We start from the raw sequence: 17,652 nt of genomic DNA, 5'->3' as shown, positions 1-17,652 counted from the left end.
AGGGCCGCTTTCCCGAAATCGTTTACCCGCGTGACGCGCCGAATTCACAGGAAACGTTCAGGTTCGGACGGGGTCTTGACATCGCGAGTTGAGTCGAGTGTCAGTCGCCTGTCATGGTCTGGGCGGTGGCCTCGCCCCAGTTGGCGGCCAGGGTCTTCAGCCGCTCGACGGCGTCCTGCGGCGCGGAGCCGGACCCCTCGGCGAGGCCGAGCAGATAGGCAGTCAGCGGCGCGGCCGGGCGGGCGACACCGTGCGCCACGTCCTTGGTGAGGTCGAGGATCAGGTCGCGGTCGACCCGGGCCGGGTCGACGCCCAGCTCCTTGCAGGCCAGCGCGGTCCATTCGGTCAGCACGTTCATCGGGGTGCCGGCGCGCGCCCGGGACCGTCGCAGCCCGGGGGGCGCGCCTCCTCCTGTCGTCGGGATGGGACACGGGACGTGTCGTCGAGGCGGGCGTGGTTCAGGTCGTCCATTGTGTCGCAGTCGAACCAGGCCCGCTCGGGGAGCGCCACCCGGGCCGTGACGAGCGGGCCGAGCAGGCCGCGCAGCGACCGGCCCGCGTAGCGGTCGAGCGCCTCCCGCAGCGCGCGGGTGTCCCAGACGCCGAGGAGCCACTGCTCGCGCCCGTCGCCGTCCACGGCCACCGCCCCGCCCGGCCGCCCGCCCGGCCGCCCACCCAGCGCCCCGCCCGGCCGTCCGCCCGGCCGTCCGCCCGGCCGTCCGCCCGGCTGCCCGTCGGGCTGCCCGTCCGGCCGTCCGCCGGGCCGGCCGCAGGCGTCGAGGAGCACGGCCAGGTGCGAGGGGGCGAGGAACGGCAGGTCCCCGGCGAGCAGCGCCACCCGCGCCGCCGTGACCTCGCGCAGCCCGGCGCGCAGGGCGGGCACCGGGCCGCCGCCCGGCGGGTCCTCCCGGGTGAACACGGCGCCGGGCAGCTCCCGGGCCGGACCGACCACCACGACCCGGCCCGCGCCGGGCACGGCCGCCGCGACCCGCTCCAGGAGGGTCCGGCCGCCCACGACGAGGCCCGGTTTGTCCGCCCCGCCCAGCCGTCGCGCCTCTCCCCCGGCCAGGATCACCGCGTCGTACCCGCCGCCGGTTCCGTCACCCATGCCTCTACCGTACGCACCGCCCGCCCGCCACGACCCGCCCCCCGGCGACCCGCGCCCGCCGGACGGGCACGCGCCGGGAGACGGCCGCCGTCCACCGGCGGTGGCGCCGGAGTGCGGGGTCTGGTGCCGGGGCCGGTTGTGCGGGACAGTGTCGTTCAAGATCGAGTGCTTACGGGTCGAGGAGGCTGCGGTGCGGCTGGGGTTCAGCATCGGGACGTTGGGGCCGGTGGCGGCCGGGCACGAGGCTCAGCTCCGGCTGGTCCGGGAGGCCGAGCGGCTCGGGTTCGACTCGGTGTGGGCGTCGGAGGGCTACGGGGTGGACCCGGCCGCGACGCTGGCGTGGCTGGCGGCGGGCACCGAGCGGATCGGGCTGGGCAGCGGGGTGCTCCAGGTGTCGGCGCGGGCGGCGGTCGCGGCGGCGATGTCGGCCGCCACGATCGACCGGCTGTCGGGCGGCCGCTTCCTGCTGGGGCTGGGGGCCTCCGGCCCGCAGGTGGCCGAGGGCTGGCACGGGCGGCGGTTCGAGCGTCCGCTGGCGCACCTGCGCGACTACGTGGCGGTCGTGCGCACGGCGCTGGAGGGGCGGCCGGTGACGCATGAGGGGCCGGAGATCACGCTGCCGTTGCCGGACGGCGAGGGCAAGGCGCTGACGATGACGGTCGGGCCGGTGCGGCGTCCGCTGCCGGTCCACCTGGCCGCGATGGGGCCGAAGGCGGTCGAGCTCGCCGGGGAGGTGGCCGACGGGTGGCTGCCCATCCACTTCCCGCCGGAGCACGTGGCCGAGATGTCGGCGCGGCTGGCCGCGGGCGCGGCCCGGGCGGGGCGGCCGGTGGCGGAGGTGGAGGTGTCGCCGATGGTGATGGCCATGGTGGACGACGACGCCGACTACGCGCGCGACATGGTGCGGCCGATGCTGGCGCTGTACGTGGGCGGGATGGGCAGCCGGGGGGTGAACTTCTACAACCGGCTGGCGGTCCGGCTCGGGTTCGGCGGGGCGGCGGAGCGGGCGCAGGCCGCGTACTTCGAGGACGGTCTGGGGGCGGCCATGGAGGAGCTCCCGGACGAGCTGGTGGACGCGCTGTGCCTGTGCGGGGAGCCGGGCCGGGTACGGGAGCGGCTGGTCGCGTACGCCGAGGCGGGGGCTACCCGGGTGATCGTCGGCCTGAACGCGCCGACGGTGGAGGACCGGCTGGAGCAGCTCGCATGGCTGGCGGAGCTCACCGCGGGGACGGCCGGGAGCTGACCGGCCGGACGGCCGGGCCCGGCTCGCGGGTACGACGTGAACCGGGCCCGGCGGCGTTCGTCAGGCGCTCAGAGGCGCGTCGGGGATGGAGCGCATCCTCGGGATGGGCGACAGCGCGAGCACGGCGATGGGGATGAGGGCGCCGGCGAGAGCGGCCACGAGCACGACCGGGCGCATGCCGAACGCCTCGCCCAGCAGGCCGGCGGCGAGGGCGCCGAGCGGCGCGGGGACCAGGCCCATCGCCCAGATCGTGGCGATGACCCGGCCGGTCAGCTCCCGGGGCGTGGCGGTCTGCAGGACGGTGATGTTGTTGACGACGAAGATCTGGGTGCACAGGCCGACGAGAAGCTGGGAGACGGCGAGCACGGCGACGGCGAGCCAGAGCGGTCCGCCGGCGAGCGGCACGAGGATCAGGGCGCTGTTGCCGACGACCGTGGACCACAGCATGGTGGGGCCGGGACCGAAGCGCTTCATGGCGCGGACGGACAACCAGGCGCCGACGACGGCGCCGACGCCGCCCACGGCCAGCACGCCCCCGACCCAGGTGGCGGGGACGTCCACGCCGTCCACGAGGTACGGGATGTACAGGGTCTGCAGGATGCCGATGTCGAAGAACGAGTAGACGGCGCTGGCGATGGCGAGGGGCCGGATGAGCGGCTGGCCCATGACCCAGCCGAACCCGTGGCGGATGGCGGTGAGCAGGCCGGGGCCGCCGTCGGACGCCGGAGGCTCCTCGCGCTTGCGGATGGTGAGCAGGGCGACGGCCGAGGCGACGTAGCTGGCGACGTCGACGAGGATGACGAGCGGCGCCGAGCGGGCGGCGATCAGCAGCCCGGCGAGGCTGGGCCCGGCGGCCTTGGAGATGGAGTCGCTGAGCTGCAGGTGGCTGTTGCCCTGCCCGAGGTGCTCGGGGGCGACGAGGGTCGGCAGGTAGGACCGGTAGGCGATCTCGAACAGCACCCCGAAGACGCCCATGACGAGGACGACGACGTACAGCCACCAGAGGGTGAGGACGTCGAGCAGGAAGAACACCGGGACGGTGGCGAGCATGAGGGCGCGGACGACGTCGCTGACGATGAGCACGGGGCGCCGGCGCATGCGGTCGACCCAGACGCCGATGACGAGGAAGAGGACCATCGGCAGGCGGGCGAGGGCGCCGAGGATGCCCATCTCGGCGACGGAGGCGCCCAGCATGAGGAAGGCGACGACGGGCATGGCCAGCACGGTCACCTGGGAGCCGATGAGCGACAGGCTCTGCCCCGCCCACAGTTTGAGGAAGTCGTGGTTCTTCGTCAGGGAGGCGGGCTCCGCGGCGGGATGGGTGGCGGGATCAGTGCTCGGTGAGGCCATGGTCGGTGTGCTTCCTCAGCTCGGCGGCGGCGTGGGCGACGCGGGGTTCGTACATGACGGTGAAGCGTTCGCCGTGGATGGGCGAGATGTGCAGGTTTCCGGTGGCGACGGCGCGCCATCCCATGTCGTCGGGCGGGGCTCCTTCAGTGGTGGGCGAGAACAGCAGCAGGTCACCGTCGTAGGGGTCGTGGCGGTAGTGGCCGACGGCGTGCGCGTTGGCGCGGAAGACGTCCACGAAGCGGCGGGCCTGACTCAGGTCGGCGGTGTCGGGCTGGAGGGTGTCGGCGCGGGCCGCCGCGTCGATGACGGCGAGGAGCCGCTGTTCGGGGTCCATCCGGTGCAGGTCGTCGAGGTTCACCTGGACCCGGCCGCCGGCGAGGGCGTGGGTGAGCAGGACGGCGTCGTCCTCCAGCGAGGCGCGCAGCACCGGCTCGTCGGCGTCGGAGTAGAAGAGCGCCACGAGGGGCACGCGGTGGCCGAGGCTGCGCAGCCGGCGGGCGACTTCGAGGGCGATGTTGCCGCCGATGCAGTAGCCGCCGAGGACGTAGGGGCCGTGCGGGCGGGCGGCGAGGAGGTGCTCGGTGTAGTCGTCGACCATGTCGGCGAGCGTGGCGTGGGGTTCCTCACCGAGGGCCAGCCCGGCCGCCTGGACGGCGTAGACGGGCTGGTCCCGGCCGAGATGGCGGGTGAGGGGGAGGTAGCGGAAGACCTGGCCGCCGAGGGCGTGGAAGAGGAACACCGGCGGGCGGTCGCCGTGGGGGTGGAGGGGGACGATCCGCTGGGGCGGGGCGTCGTTGTCGTCGGGGCGGCGCAGTTCGGCGGCCAGCCGGGCGACGGTGGGCGCGGTGAGGACGGTGGACAGGGGGACGGTCCGGCCGAGCTCCTTGCGCAGCCGCATGGTGAGGCGCAGGGCGAGCAGCGAGTGGCCGCCGAGGGCGAAGAAGTCGTCGTGGACGCCGACGGCGTCGACGCCGAGGGTGTCCTCCCAGAGGGTGGCGAGGCGGGCCTCGAAGGGGTCACGGGGCGGCAGGTAGGGGGCACGGCCGGCGGCCGTACCGGTCGCGGTGTCGGGGGCGGGCAGCGCGGCGCGGTCGAGCTTGCCGTTCGCGGTGACGGGCAGGGCCTCCAGGGTGATCCAGAAGGCGGGGATCATGTGGTCGGGCAGGTGCGCGCGCAGCCGGGCGGCCAGGGCGCCGGTGTCGGGCGGCAGGTCCGCGGCGGGCACGAGATAGGCGGCGAGGCGCTGGTCGTGGAGGGTGACGACGGCCGCGCGGACGCCGGGGTCGGCCAGCAGGTGGGTCTCGATCTCGCCGAGCTCGACGCGCTGGCCGCGGATCTTCACCTGGAAGTCCGACCTGCCGAGGTAGTGGACCTCTCCTCCCGGCAGCCGGCGGGCGACGTCGCCGGTGCGGTAGAGGCGGGCGCCGGGCGGGCCGTACGGGTCGGGGACGAAGCGTTCGGCGGTCAGGCCGGGGCGGCCGAGGTAGCCGCGGGCGAGCTGGACGCCGCCGAGGCACAGTTCGCCGGGGGTGCCCACGGGCACGCGGTGCCCGCCGGCGTCGAGGATCTCCAGGCGGGTGTTGGCGATGGCGTGGCCGATGGGGACGGTCGTCTCGCCGGGGACGCAGGGGTGCCAGGTGACGTCGACGGCGGCCTCGGTCGGGCCGTACAGGTTGTGCAGCTCGGCGGCGGGGAGCCGGTCGTGGAAGCGCTGGGCGAGGTCGGGGGCGAGCGCCTCGCCGGAGCAGATGACGCGGAGGGGGGCGCCCGGCAAGTCGGGCTCGTCGAGGAAGACGTCGAGCATCGACGGGACGAAGTGCAGGGTGGTGATGCGGTGCCCGGCGATGAGGGCGGCGAGGTGACCGCTGTCCCGGTGGCTGTCCGGCGGGGCGACGACGAGCCCCGCGCCGGCGATGAGGGGCCAGAACAGCTCCCAGACGGACACGTCGAAGGAGAAGGGCGTCTTGTGCAGGACCCGGTCGTCGGGGGTGAGGCGGAAGGTGTCCTGCATCCAGTGCAGCCGGTTGGCGATGGCGCGGTGGGAGACCGCGACGCCCTTGGGCCGGCCCGTGGAGCCCGAGGTGAAGATGACGTACGCCAGGCCGTCCGGATGCACCGGCACGTCCAGCGGACCCGGATCCTGCGCGGCGGCCGCGGCGTCGGCGCGGTGGACGGTGGTGCCGGGCGGCAGGAGGTGGGCGGTGGCGGCGTCGGCGACCACCGTGCCGGCGCCGGCCGCGTCGAGCATGTAGGCCAGCCGCTCGGGCGGCAGGGCGGGTTCGAGGGGCAGGTAGGCGGCGCCGGCCGTGAGGACGCCGAGAAGGGCGGGCAGCAGGTCGGGGCCGCGGTCCAGGCACACCCCGACGACGTCGCCGGGGCGCGTGCCGGTGGCGCGCAGCCGCGCGGCGACGGCGCGGGCGCGGGCGGTGAGCTGCCGGTAGGTGAGCCAGGTGCCGTCGAAGCAGACGGCGGGCGCGTCGGGGCCGCGGTCGGCCCGCGCGGCGATGAGCCGGTGCAGGGTGGCGGGTGGATAGGGGCGGGCGGTGTCGTTCCACCGGTCGATGGCGGCGCCGTCGTCGGCGAGGTACGCGGCGCTGGGGCGGGGGTCGGCGTCGGGGGACGCCGCCTGGTTCAGCGCGGTGAGGTAGTGGTCGGCGACCCGGTGGAGCTGGTCGGCGGCGAACTGGGTGCGGTCGTAGGTCAGGGTGAGGTCGAAGCCGCCGTGGTCGCGGGAGCGGGTGAAGCCGGTGGTGAGCGGCAGGTCGGTCTGCTCGAAGAAGTCCTGGTCGACGATGTCGATGCCGGGCATGCCCCGGTAGACGTGGAAGTCGCGGTAGTCGAACAGCACGTCGAGCAGGGGTGAGCGGCCGGCGGCGCGCTGGATCTCGAACAGCGGGTACTGCCGGTGCGGCAGCAGGGCGACCTCGGCGTCGAAGACGCGGCGGATGAGCGCGGCCCAGGTGGGCACGGCGGTGTCGACGCGCACCGGCACGGTGTTGAGGAACAGGCCGAGGACGTCCGCGCCGGCGTCGCTCTCGGGGCGGCTGTGGGTGACCAGCCCGCTCATGACGTCGGCGTCGCCGGACAGGAGGGCGACGACCCGCAGGTGGGCGGCGAGCAGCACGGTGCGCAGGGGCACGGCGAGCCCGCGCGCCGTCTGCTGGAGGCGGTCGAGGAGGTCGGGGTCGAGGGGGCGGCGCAGCACCTCGACGGTGCGTTGCGGCCCCGGGCTGTCCGGCTCGGGCGGGCGGGGGAGGCGCGTGTCGGGGGCGTCGGCGACCTGCTCCCGCCAGAAGCGTTCGGCGTCGGGCGAGGCGACGGCGGCGCGTTCGGCGGCGACCAGGTCACGGAAGGCGGCCGGCGGCGGGGTGCTGGGCAGCGGGTCGTTCCGCAGGTGGGCGTGGTAGCGGCGGAAGAGCTCGGTGACGAGGGCGGCGACGCTCCAGCCGTCGAGGATGGCGTGGTGGAAGCTGAGACTGAACGCGAAATGCTCGTCGGGCAGCAGGTGGACGTGGGTGCGGGCCAGCGGCGGGTTCGCCCAGTCGAACGGGCGGCGCTTCTCCTCCTCGGCCCAGGCGTGCAGGCGTTCGCGGGGGCGCGGGTCCGCCGTCAGGTCGGTGACCTCCAGCGGGATGGCGGCCGTGCGGTGGACGAGCTGGAGGGGTTCGCTGAAACCGGTCAGGTCGAACGAGGTGCGCAGGACGGGGTGCCGGGCCGTCACCTCGGCGAGGGCGGCGGTGAGGGCGGGCTGGTGGAGGCGGCCGCGCAGCGTGATGGTGGTCAGGTCGTGGTAGGTGGGCGCGTCGGGCTCGTAGGCGCTGTGGTAGAGCATCCCGGCCTGGAGCGCGGCGAGAGGGTAGGCGTCCTCCAGTCCGTGCGCCGTCTGGGTGGTGAGGGTCATCGCGCGCCGCCTTCCAGCATTCGGGCCAGGTCGTCGGGGTTGAGCAGGGCGAACGGGGTGGATGCCGCGGGGGGTGGTGGGCCGGTCTCGGCGGGGGTGAGCCGCTGGGCGAGTTCGGCGACGGTCTGGTGCAGGAAGAGCTGTTCGAGCCGTACGGCGTAGCCGGCGTCACGCAGCCGGGCCACGACCTTGAGGCTGCGAATGGAGTCGCCTCCGACGGCGAAGAAGTTGTCCCGCGTCGAGACGTCGGCGAGGCCGAGGACGTCGCGCCAGGCGGCCGCGACGGCGTGCTCCTCGGGGGTGCGGGGCGCGCTGTGCGGCGCCGCGCCCGTGCCGTCCGTGCCACCCGTGCCGTCCGTGCCACCCGTGCCGTCCGTGCCACCCGTGCCGTCCGTGCCACCCGTGTCGTCCGTGCCGGGCGCGGTGGTGCGGGGGCGGGGCAGGGCGGCCCGGTCGAGCTTGCCGCTGCGGGTGACCGGCAGGGCGTCGAGGTGGACCCAGCTCGTGGGGACCATGTGGTCGGGGAGCTTGTCGCGCAGCAGCCCGGCCCAGTGGCCGGGATCGGCGGGTGCGCCGGGAGCGGGGACGACGTAGCCGGTCAGGCGCAGGCCGGCGCTGTCGGGGGTGGTGTGGACGGCGGCGGCGCGGACGCCGGGCAGCGCGGCGAGCGCGGCCTCGATGTCGCCGAGCTCCACGCGGATGCCACGGATCTTGACCTGGTGGTCGGTGCGGCCGAGATACTCGACGGCGCCGTCCGGCCGGCGGCGGGCCAGGTCGCCGGTGTCGTAGAGGCGGGCGCCGGGCGGGCCGTACGGGTCGGGGACGAAGCGTTCGGCGGTCAGGCCGGGGCGGCCGAGGTAGCCGCGGGCGAGCTGGACGCCGCCGATCCAGAGCGTGCCCGGCACTCCCAGGGGGACCCGGTTCATCCGGTGGTCGAGGATCTCGACGCGGGTGTTGGCGATGGCGTGGCCGATGGGGACGGTCGTCTCGCCGGGGGCGCAGGGGTGCCAGGTGACGTCGACGGCGGCCTCGGTGGGGCCGTACAGGTTGTGCAGGCGGACGTGCGGCAGGGCGGCGGCGAACCGGTCGGCGAGGTCGGGCGTGAGCGCCTCGCCGGAGCAGACGACGGTGCTCAGGCGGGTGAGCCGCTTGGCGAGGCCGGGCTCGTCGAGGAAGGCGTCCAGGAGTGACGGGACGAAGTGCACGGTGGTGACGGCTTCGGCGTCGAGGACGTCGGCCAGGTAGGCGGGGTCGGCGTGGCCGTTCGGGCGGGCCACGACGAGCCGCGCGCCGGTGATGAGGGGCCAGAACAGCTCCCAGACGGACACGTCGAAGGAGAAGGGCGTCTTGTGCAGGACCCGGTCGTCGGGGGTGAGGCGGAAGGTGTCCTGCATCCAGTGCAGCCGGTTGGCGATGGCGCGGTGGGAGACCGCGACGCCCTTGGGCCGGCCCGTGGAGCCCGAGGTGAAGATGACGTACGCCAGGCCGTCCGGATGCACCGGTACGTCCAGCGGACCCGGATCCTGCGCGGCGATCGCGGCGGCGTCGTCGTCGAGCAGCAGAGGGGTGACGTCGCCGGGCAGCCGGGCGGCGGTCCGGCCGGTGGCGATGACGAGGCGGGCGCGGGCGTCGCTCGTCATGGCGTGGAGCCGGTCGCGCGGGTGGTCGGGTTCGAGGGGGAGGTAGGCGGCGCCCGCGGTGACCACGGCGTGCGCGGTGACGACGAGGTCGGGGCCGCGCTCCAGGCAGACCCCGACCACCTGGCCCGGGCCGGCGTCGAGGGCGCGCAGGCGGCGGGCCAGTCGGTTGGTCCTTGCGGCCAGCTCGCCGTAGGTGATCCAGCCGCGCTCGCCGGGCCGGCCGGGGAGGTCGTGGCCGAGGGCGGCGGCGTGGGGGGTCAGCCGGGCCTGCGCGGCGAGCAGGGCCGGCAGCGTGCCGGGCCGCCCGTCGGGCGGGCGGGTGGTGGCGTTGGCGGAGGCGATGGTGCGCGCCTCGGCGGGCGTGAGGATCGGGGCGTCCGCGACGGGCTGCCCGGGGTGGGCCAGGGCGTGGCCGAGGAGCGCCCGGTAGTGGTCGGCGAACCGCCTCATGCGGTCGTGGTCGAACAGGTCCGTGGCGTAGTGCAGGATCGCGGTGAGCCCGTCGCCGGACTCCTCCATGATCAGATGCAGGTCGGCCTGCGTGACGCCGGGGTCGACGTCGAGGGTCCGCAGCCGGACGCCCGCGGCCTCCGGCGGGGCGGGCGGCACGTTCTGGTAGGCGAACATGACCTGGAAGAGCGGGTTGCGGGTGAGGTCGCGCTCCTCGGCGAGCTCCTGGACGAGCAGCTCGAACGGCAGGTCGGCGTGGTCGTGGGCGTCCAGGACGCGCTCGCGGGTACGGCGCACCAGTTCGTCGAGGGTGGGGTCGCCGGACAGGTCGCCGCGCAGGACGAGGGTGTTGAGGAACAGGCCGGCCAGGTTCTCCACGGCGGGATGCGTGCGGCCCGAGACGGGGGTGCCGACGGGGATGTCGCTCTGGCCGGTGTAGCGGGCGAGGAGCGCCTGCAGGGCGGCGAGCAGCACCATGAAGGGGGTGGCGCGGTGGCGGCGCGCGCAGGCGTGCACGGCGGCGACGGTCGGGGCGTCGACGGTGAAGGTGAGGCGGCGCCCGCGGTGGTCGGGCAGGCCGGTCCGGCGACGGTCGGCGGGCAGGTCCAGCGCGGGCGGCAGGCCGGCGAGGGCGTCCTTCCAGTAGCTCAGGGCCGGCGCGCGGCCGGCGGTGGCGGCGTGCTGCCAGGCGGCGAAGTCCCGGTAGCCGACCGGCAGGTCGGGCAGGCCGGACGGTTGCGGCTCCCCGCCGGTGCGGGCCGCGTACCGGGCCATGAGGTCGCGCAGCAGGATGGACAGGGTCCACCGGTCGGCGATCACGTGGTGCAGGGTGAGGAAGAGGTCGTGCTCGCCGGGGGCCCGGGTGACGAGGACGGCTCGGGCGAGCGGGCCGCGCGCCAGGTCGAAGCGGTGCCTCGCCTCCTCCCGGCCCGCCGACGCGGCGGCGTCGGGGCTCGCGGACAGGTCCCGTACGGTGAGGCGGGGCCGGTGGGCGCCCTCGCGGAGGCGGGGTTCGCCGCCGTCGTCGGTGATGACGAGGCGGAGCGCGTCGTGCCGGTCGACGAGGTCGTCGAACGCGGCTGCGAGGGCGGCGACGTCGAGGGGGCCGGTCAGGCGCTCCGCCCAGGCGACGTTGTACGCGGGGTTGCCGGGGTCGAGCTGGTCGAGGAACCACAGCCGGGTCTGGGCGTGCGTCGGCGTGGTGGGGCCGTCGCCGGCGCGCGGGATGGCGGTGCCGGCCGGCCGGGGGGTGGCGGGGATGAGGGGGGCCAGGGCGGCGATGGTGGGGGTCTCGAAGCAGCGGCGCAGCGGCACGTCGACGCCGTAGGCGTCCTTGAGCCGGGCGACGAGCCGGAGGGCGAGCAGGGAGTGGCCGCCGAGGGCGAAGAAGTCGTCCTCCCTGCCGATGTCGTCGCGTTCGAGCAGTTCGGTCCAGAGGGCGTGGAGAGCCCGCTCGGCGGGAGTCCGGGGCGGCAACCGGTGCGGCGCGGCGGCGCCGGTGGGGTGTGGGGGTGGCGGCAGGGCGGCCCGGTCGAGCTTGCCGCTGGGCAGCACCGGCAGGGCGGCGACGGGGACGAACGCCGCCGGGACCATCGCCTCCGGGAGGCGGGCGCGCAGGTGGGCGCGCCACTCCGCCGCCAGTGCCGCCGCCTCCTCACCGACTGCGGGGGCGTCCGAGGCGGAGGCGTCCGGGGCAGGGGCATCCGGGGCAGGGGCATCCGGGGCAGGGGCGTCCGGGGCGGGGGCGGCGGCGGTGGGCTCCACGTACGCCACCAGGCCGCGGCCGCCGGGGGCGTCGTCGCGGACGACGACGACGGCGCGGCGCACCCGGGGGTGCCCGGCGAGCACCGCGGCCACCTCCCCGGGCTCGATCCGCACGCCGCGCACCTTCACCTGGTCGTCGGCGCGGCCGAGGTACTGCAGCGACCCGTCGGCACGGCGGCGCACCAGGTCCCCGGTCCGGTACAGCCGGCCGCCGGAGCCGCCGAACGGGTCGGGGACGAACCGTTCCGCGGTCAGGGCGGGCCGGCCGTGGTAGCCGCGGGTCACGCCGGCGCCGCCGAGCAGCAGCTCCCCCGGCACGCCGATGGGGACGGGGTGCAGGGTGGCCGGATCGACCACGTGGGCGGTGGTGTTGGCGACCGGGGTGCCGATGGACGCGCGGGAGTCCGCAGTGACCCGGTGTCCGGTGGACCAGATGGTGGTCTCGGTGGGGCCGTACAGGTCCCACAGCTCGCCGGTGGTGGCCAGGAGCTTGGCGGCGAGCGGCGCGGGCAGGGCCTCGCCGGTGCTGACGATGCGCGGGACGTGGTGCGCGAGCGCGGGCAGGAGCGTTTCGAGGACGGAGGGGGTGGCCTGGACGGTGTGCAGGTCGCCGGCCCGGACGCGGTCGTGGACGGCGGCGAGGTCTTCGGTGGAGGCGACGACGACGGTGCCGCCGGTGGTGAGGGGGCCGAAGATCTCCGCCATGGCGATGTCGAACGACAGCGAGGTCAGGAACAGGTAGCGGTCCCCGGAGGCGAGGCCGGGGCTGTCGCGCAGATGGGTCAGCAGGCTGACGAGCCCGCGGTGGGGCACGACGACCCCTTTGGGGCGGCCGGTGGAGCCGGAGGTGTAGATGAGGTACGCGGCCTGGTCCGGATGCGTGGGGGGCGGGACGAAACCGGCGGCGCCGGCCGCGGGGTCCGGTCCGGGAGCGGTGTCGAGGAGGGCGCGGGGCAGGCCGGCGGGCAGGCGGTCCTGCAGAGCGCCGACCGTGACGGCCAGCGTGGCGCCGGAGTCGGCGACGATGTGGCCCAGCCGGTCGGCCGGGTGGCCGGGGTCCAGCGGCACGTAGCAGCCGCCGGCCTTGAGCACGGCGAGCAGGGCGACGACCAGCTCGGGGGTGCGGGGCAGGCACACCGCGACACGGGTCTCGCGGCGCACGCCGAGCCGCTGCAGCCGCGCGGCGAGCCGGTGGGCGCGTGCCTCCAGCTCGGCGTAGGTGAGCCGCGCGCCGCCCCCGAGTCCAGCCGCGGGCTCTGTGGCGGGCTCTGTGGCGGGCTCGACCGCGATGCTGTCGGGGGTGCGGGCCGCCTGGTCGGCGACGAGGTCGTGGACGCCGCCGTCGGGGTGGGCGGTGGGCGGCGGGCCGGCGAGGCGGAGGGTGGCGTCCCGTTCGGCCGGGTCCATCAGCGGCAGGTCCGACAGCCGCAGGGCCGGGGTGGCGACGGCCGCTGACAGGAGGGTGCGCAGGTGGCCGGCGAGGCGTTCGACGCGGTCGCGGTCGAACAGGTCGGTGGCGTAGTCCAGGACGCACAGCAGCGACCCGTCGGGCCGCTCCTCGACGATGAGGTCCAGGTCGAACATCGCGGTGCCGGGGTGGACGTCGAGGCGGCGCAGGGTCAGGCCGGGCGCGCCGGTGGGCAGGGGCGGGGTGTTCTGGTAGGCGAGCATGACCTGGAACAGCGGGTTGCGTGACAGGTCCCGTCCGGTGGCCAGCTCGTCGACCAGCGTCTCGAACGGCAGGCGGGCGTGTTCGAAGGCGTCGAGGGCGCGTCCGCGGGTGCGGCGCAGCAGCTCGGCGAACGTGGGGTCGCCGGACAGGTCGCCGCGCAGGACGACGGTGTTGAGGAACAGGCCGACCGTGCGGTCGAGGCCGGCGTGGGGACGGGCGGAGACGGGGGTGCCGAGCGGGATGTCGGTCTGGCCGGTGTAGCGGGCGAGCAGGGCCTGCAGGCCGGCGGTCAGGGCCATGAACGGGGTGGCGTGTTCGGCGCGGGCGAGGTCGCGCAGGCCGGCGGCGAGCGGGGCGGCCAGCTCGAACAGCAGGCGGCCGCCCCGGTGGGTGGGGACGGCCGGACGTGGCCGGTCCGCGGGCAGGTCCAGGGCGTCGGGCAGGCCGGCCAGGGTGGCGCGCCAGTGGGCGAGGTCGTCGCCGTGGGGCTGGTGGAGGCTCCAGGCGGCGTAGTCGGCGTAGTCGACGGACGGCCGGGGCGGGTGGGCGCCGGCGTACAGGTCGAGGAGCTCGCCGAGCAGGACGGTGATGGACCAGCGGTCGGCGATGATGTGGTGGACGGTGAGCAGGAGCAGGTGCCGGTCCGGCGCGACGCGGATGAGGCGGGCCCGGGTGAGCGGCCCGGCGGCCAGGTCGAAGCGGTGACGGGCTTCGTCGCGGGCGGCGGCGTCGGCCTGGCCGGCGGTCATGGTGTCGAGGCGCAGGGCGGGCCGGACGGGCCCGGGCCGCTGGCAGGGCGCGCCGTCGTGGACGGTGACGACGTGGCCGAGGACGGGGTGACGGTCGACGAGGGCGTCGAACGCGGCGGTCAGCGCGGCGGGGTCGAGGGGGCCGTCGACGCGGTACGCCCACGACAGGGTGTAGGCGGGGTTGCCGGGGTCCAGCCGGTCGACGATCCACAGGCGGCGTTGGGCGGGTGACAGGGGCGCGGGCGCGGCGGGGTCGGCCCGGCGCGGGATGACCGGGCCGCGCGCCCGACCCCTTTCCGGTCCTTCCGCCTGGGCCCGTTCCGGTCCTCCGGCCCGGTCCCGTTCCGGTACGCGCCTGCCGGCCGCGAGGCGGGCCTCCAGGGCGGCGCGCTGTTCGGGGGTGAGCCGGGCCAGGCGTTCACGCGCGCGGTCCACGTCGGTCACCGGTCCTCCTCCAGCAGTTCCAGCAGGTCCGCGTCGGTCAGTTGGCGGTGCAGCACGGCCAGCGCCTGCTCCTCGACGGTGGGGGCGTCGAACACGAGGCGCAGGGGAAGATCCACGTCGAGCTCGTCGTTGATGCGGCCGATGAGCCGGACGGCGAGCAGCGAGTGGCCGCCGAGGGCGAAGAAGTCGTCCGTGGCGCCGACGCGGGGCAGGCCGAGCAGGTCGGCCCAGACGGCGGCGAGGGCTTCCTCCAGCGGGGTGCGCGGCGGGACGTGGCCGGGGCCGGCGTCGGGCGCCGGCGGCGGGAGCGCGGCCCGGTCGAGCTTGCCGCTGGGCAGCACCGGGAGGGCGTCGAGGTGCACGAACGCCGCGGGGATCATCGCCTCGGGGAGGCGGGCGCGCAGGTGGGCGCGCCACTCCCCCGCCGCCGCGGGCCGGCCGTCGTGGGTGGTGAGGTAGGCGACGAGGCCGCGGCCGCCGGGCGCGTCGTCGCGTACGGTGACGGCGGCGTGGCGTACGGCGGGATGCTCGGCCAGGGCCGCGGCGACCTCGTCGGGCTCGATGCGCACGCCGCGGATCTTGACCTGGTGGTCGACGCGGCCCAGGCACTCGATGGTGCCGTCGGGCCGGCGTCTGGCCAGGTCGCCGGTGCGGTAGAGCCGCCCGCCGGGCGGCCCGAAGGGGTCGGGGACGAACGTCTCCGCCGTCAGGCCGGGGCGGCCGTGGTAGCCGCGGGTGACGCCGTCGCCGCCGATCAGCAGCTCCCCCGGTACGCCGACGGGGACGGGCTCCAGGTGGTCGTCGACGATGTGGGCGGTGGTGTTGGCCAGCGGGGTGCCGATCAGCATGACGCGGGGCTCCGGCGGCACCCGCCAGGCCGTGGACCAGATGGTGGTCTCGGTCGGCCCGTAGAAGTTCCACAGGTCGGGCGTGACCTCGTGCAGGCGGGCGGCCAGCTCGGTGGGCAGGGGTTCGCCGCCGAGGATCAGGTGCGGGACACCGCGGGGCAGGTCGGCGTGGACGAGGCCCGCGACCGACGGGGTGAGCTGGACGAGGTCGGCGTGCTCGGCGGCGCGGCGCAGCTCCTTGGGGGAACGGGACGCGTCGTCGGGCGCCAGCAGGAGGGTGCCGCCGGACAGCAGCGGGGTGAAGATCTCCAGGGCGGCGATGTCGAACGACAGGGACGTCGCCAGCAGGGCGCTGGCGGGCCCGAGCCGGCGGGCGACGTCGGTGACGAGGTTGACGACGCCGCGATGCGGCACCTCGACGCCCTTGGGGCGGCCGGTGGAGCCGGAGGTGTAGATGAGGTAGGCGAGGTGTCCTGGGGTGAGGTGGGGCAGCGGCTCGTCGTCCGGGCCCGGGTCCGGGTCGGGGGGCGGGTGGTCGACGACCAGCGCGGTCGGGCGGGCGGCGGGCAGCCGGTCCAGCAGCCCGGAGCAGGTGACGAGCAGGCCGGCGCCGGAGTCGTCGAGCAGGTGGGCGAGCCGGTCGGGCGGGTAGGCGGCGTCCAGCGGCACGTAGCAGCCGCCGGCCTTGAGCACGGCGAGCAGGGCGACGACCAGGTCGGGGGTGCGGGGCAGGCACACCGCGACCCGCGACTCGGGGCGGACGCCGAGCCGGCGCAGCCGGCGGGCCAGGGCGCCGGCGCGGGTGTCGAGCTCGGCGTAGCTGAGGTGGGCGCCGTCCGCGGTGCGGACGGCGGCGGCGTCGGGGGTGCCGGCCGCCCGGTCGGCGACGAGGTCGTGCAGGCAGCGGTCCGGGTAGGGGGCGGCGGTGTCGTTGCCGGCGGTCAGCAACCAGTGCCGCTGTTCGGGGGTGAGGAGCGGCAGCCGCGACAGGGGCAGGGCGGGGTCCGCCGCGACGGCGGTGAGGACGAGCCGGTAGGCGGTGGCGAGGCGTTCGACGGTGGCGGGGTCGTACAGGTCGGTGGCGTACTCGATCCAGACACCGGCGCCGTCGGCGGTCCTGACGACGTCGAAGCTGAGGTCGAGCTGGGCGGTGCCGTTGGCGAACCGGCCGCGCTCGCGCATCGGCAGCAGGTTGAAGCCGACCTGGTGCAGGGGCGTGCGGCTGGGGTCGCGCCGGGGCTGGAGGGCTTCGACGAGCCGGTCGAAGGGGATGTCGGCGTGGTCGAGGGCGTCCAGGACGGTGGCCCGGACCCGGGCCAGCAGCTCGGTGAAGGCGGGGTCGCCGGACAGGTCGGTGCGCAGCACGAGGGTGTTGATGAACATGCCGATGAGCGGCTGCACCTCGGGCAGGTCGCGGCCCGCGACGGGGCTGCCGACGGCGACGTCGCGGGTGCGGGCGTGGCGGGCGATGACGGCTTTGAGCGCGGCCAGCAGCACCATGAACAGGGTGGCTCCGTGGCGGCGGGCGAGGGCTTCCAGGGCGTCGACGAGGTCGGCGGGCAGGTGGAGGTGGTGCTCGGCCCCGTCGTGGCCGCGTGCGGGCGGCCGGGGCCGGTCGGTGGGCAGCCCGGTGTCGGCGGGCAGCCCGGCCAGGCGGTCGCGCCAGTAGGCGAGCTGCTCGGCCAGCACACCGCCTTCGAGGTGGCGGCGCTGCCAGTCGGCGTAGTCGGCGTACTGGATGGGCAGGTCGGGCAGCCGCGGCGGGCGGCCGCGGGCGTGGGCGTCGTGGAGCTCGTGCAGCTCGGTGACGAGGTTGGTGGCGGAGCGGGCGTCGAAGACGGCGTGGTGGACGACGAGGACGAGCCGGTGCGCGGGCCGCCGCGGGTCCGCCGGTGCGGGCAGGCGGACCAGGTGGGCGCGCCAGAGCGGGGCCCGGTCGAGCCGGAACGGGGTGCGGGCGTCCGCGCGGGCGATGCCGTGGAAGCGCCGCTCCGCCTCCTCGGGGGGCAGGTGGGTGAGGTCGGTGTGCTGGAGGGTGACCGGCAGGTCCGCGTGGACGACCTGGACGAGCGCGCCGTCCTCGGTGGTCAGGGCGGTGCGCAGGGTCTCGTGACGGCGGACGATCTCCCGCAGGGCGTGCGCGCAGCGGTCCCGGTCGGTGTCGGGCAGCTCGATCACGGCGTTGACGTGGTGGACGGGCGCGTCGGGGTCGAGCTGGGTGAGGAACCACAGGCGTTGCTGTGCGTACGACGCGGGGAAGACGTATGTGCCGGTCACCCGGGGTTGCCCTCCTACTCCCCCATGGCCTCGCGCAGGCTGCGCGGGCGCATGTCGGTCCAGACCTGTTCGATGTGGTCGAGGCAGGTTTGCTTGGGTCCCTGGACGCCGGTGTCGTGCCAGCCCTGCGGCAGGGGACGCTCGGCGAACCAGATGGAGTACTGCTCTTCGTCGTTGACCACGACCTTGTAGTGGCCGTCGCGCATG

At 75.9% G+C, this 17,652-nt stretch carries 8 protein-coding genes; 1 reads left to right on the top strand and 7 read right to left on the bottom strand.

Annotated features, from left to right (window positions below; translation table 11 throughout):
• Positions 1 to 100: 100 nt before the first annotated feature.
• Both ACGF0J_RS15525 and ACGF0J_RS15520 read right to left on the bottom strand, forming a co-directional pair.
• Positions 101 to 358, bottom strand: coding sequence for a DUF6457 domain-containing protein (locus ACGF0J_RS15525; RefSeq protein ID WP_393146096.1), 258 nt, complete (start codon positions 356 to 358; stop codon positions 101 to 103).
• Positions 355 to 1,107, bottom strand: coding sequence for a molybdenum cofactor guanylyltransferase (locus ACGF0J_RS15520; protein ID WP_393146094.1), 753 nt, complete (start codon positions 1,105 to 1,107; stop codon positions 355 to 357). Before ACGF0J_RS15520 ends, ACGF0J_RS15525 begins: the two co-directional genes overlap by 4 nt.
• Before the next feature lie 190 nt (positions 1,108 to 1,297).
• On the opposite strand from ACGF0J_RS15520, the gene ACGF0J_RS15515 reads away from it, so the two are divergent.
• The gene (locus ACGF0J_RS15515) at positions 1,298 to 2,350 is read left to right on the top strand and encodes an LLM class flavin-dependent oxidoreductase (RefSeq protein ID WP_393146092.1); all 1,053 of its coding nucleotides are present in this window, start codon (positions 1,298 to 1,300) and stop codon (positions 2,348 to 2,350) included.
• Between the two features lie 60 nt (positions 2,351 to 2,410).
• Here the strand turns inward: ACGF0J_RS15515 and ACGF0J_RS15510 are convergent, their stop codons facing one another.
• The 5 genes from ACGF0J_RS15510 to ACGF0J_RS15490 are packed head-to-tail and all read right to left on the bottom strand — an operon-like array spanning position 2,411 to position 17,651.
• The gene (locus tag ACGF0J_RS15510) at positions 2,411 to 3,700 is read right to left on the bottom strand and encodes an MFS transporter (RefSeq protein WP_393146090.1); all 1,290 of its coding nucleotides are present in this window, start codon (positions 3,698 to 3,700) and stop codon (positions 2,411 to 2,413) included.
• Entirely contained in the window at positions 3,681 to 7,601 is a 3,921-nt protein-coding gene (locus ACGF0J_RS15505) for an amino acid adenylation domain-containing protein (protein WP_393146088.1), read from the bottom strand. Before ACGF0J_RS15505 ends, ACGF0J_RS15510 begins: the two co-directional genes overlap by 20 nt.
• Complete coding sequence (locus ACGF0J_RS15500) at positions 7,598 to 14,320, bottom strand: amino acid adenylation domain-containing protein (protein ID WP_393146086.1); 6,723 nt, start codon at positions 14,318 to 14,320, stop codon at positions 7,598 to 7,600. Before ACGF0J_RS15500 ends, ACGF0J_RS15505 begins: the two co-directional genes overlap by 4 nt.
• On the bottom strand, positions 14,317 to 17,445 hold the full coding sequence (locus tag ACGF0J_RS15495) for an amino acid adenylation domain-containing protein (protein ID WP_393146084.1): 3,129 nt from the start codon (positions 17,443 to 17,445) through the stop codon (positions 14,317 to 14,319). Before ACGF0J_RS15495 ends, ACGF0J_RS15500 begins: the two co-directional genes overlap by 4 nt.
• Before the next feature lie 14 nt (positions 17,446 to 17,459).
• Positions 17,460 to 17,651 (bottom strand): MbtH family protein, encoded by a 192-nt coding sequence (locus ACGF0J_RS15490; protein ID WP_393146082.1) that lies wholly within the window; start codon positions 17,649 to 17,651, stop codon positions 17,460 to 17,462.
• Position 17,652: the final 1 nt, after the last annotated feature.

Origin of the sequence: Nonomuraea sp. NPDC047897 (assembly GCF_043204415.1) — a bacterium.
In the GTDB taxonomy this organism is placed as follows: Bacteria; Actinomycetota; Actinomycetes; order Streptosporangiales; family Streptosporangiaceae; genus Nonomuraea.
Note: the sequence above shows the minus strand (reverse complement) of the source record. Positions and strands in the feature narration are given on the sequence as shown.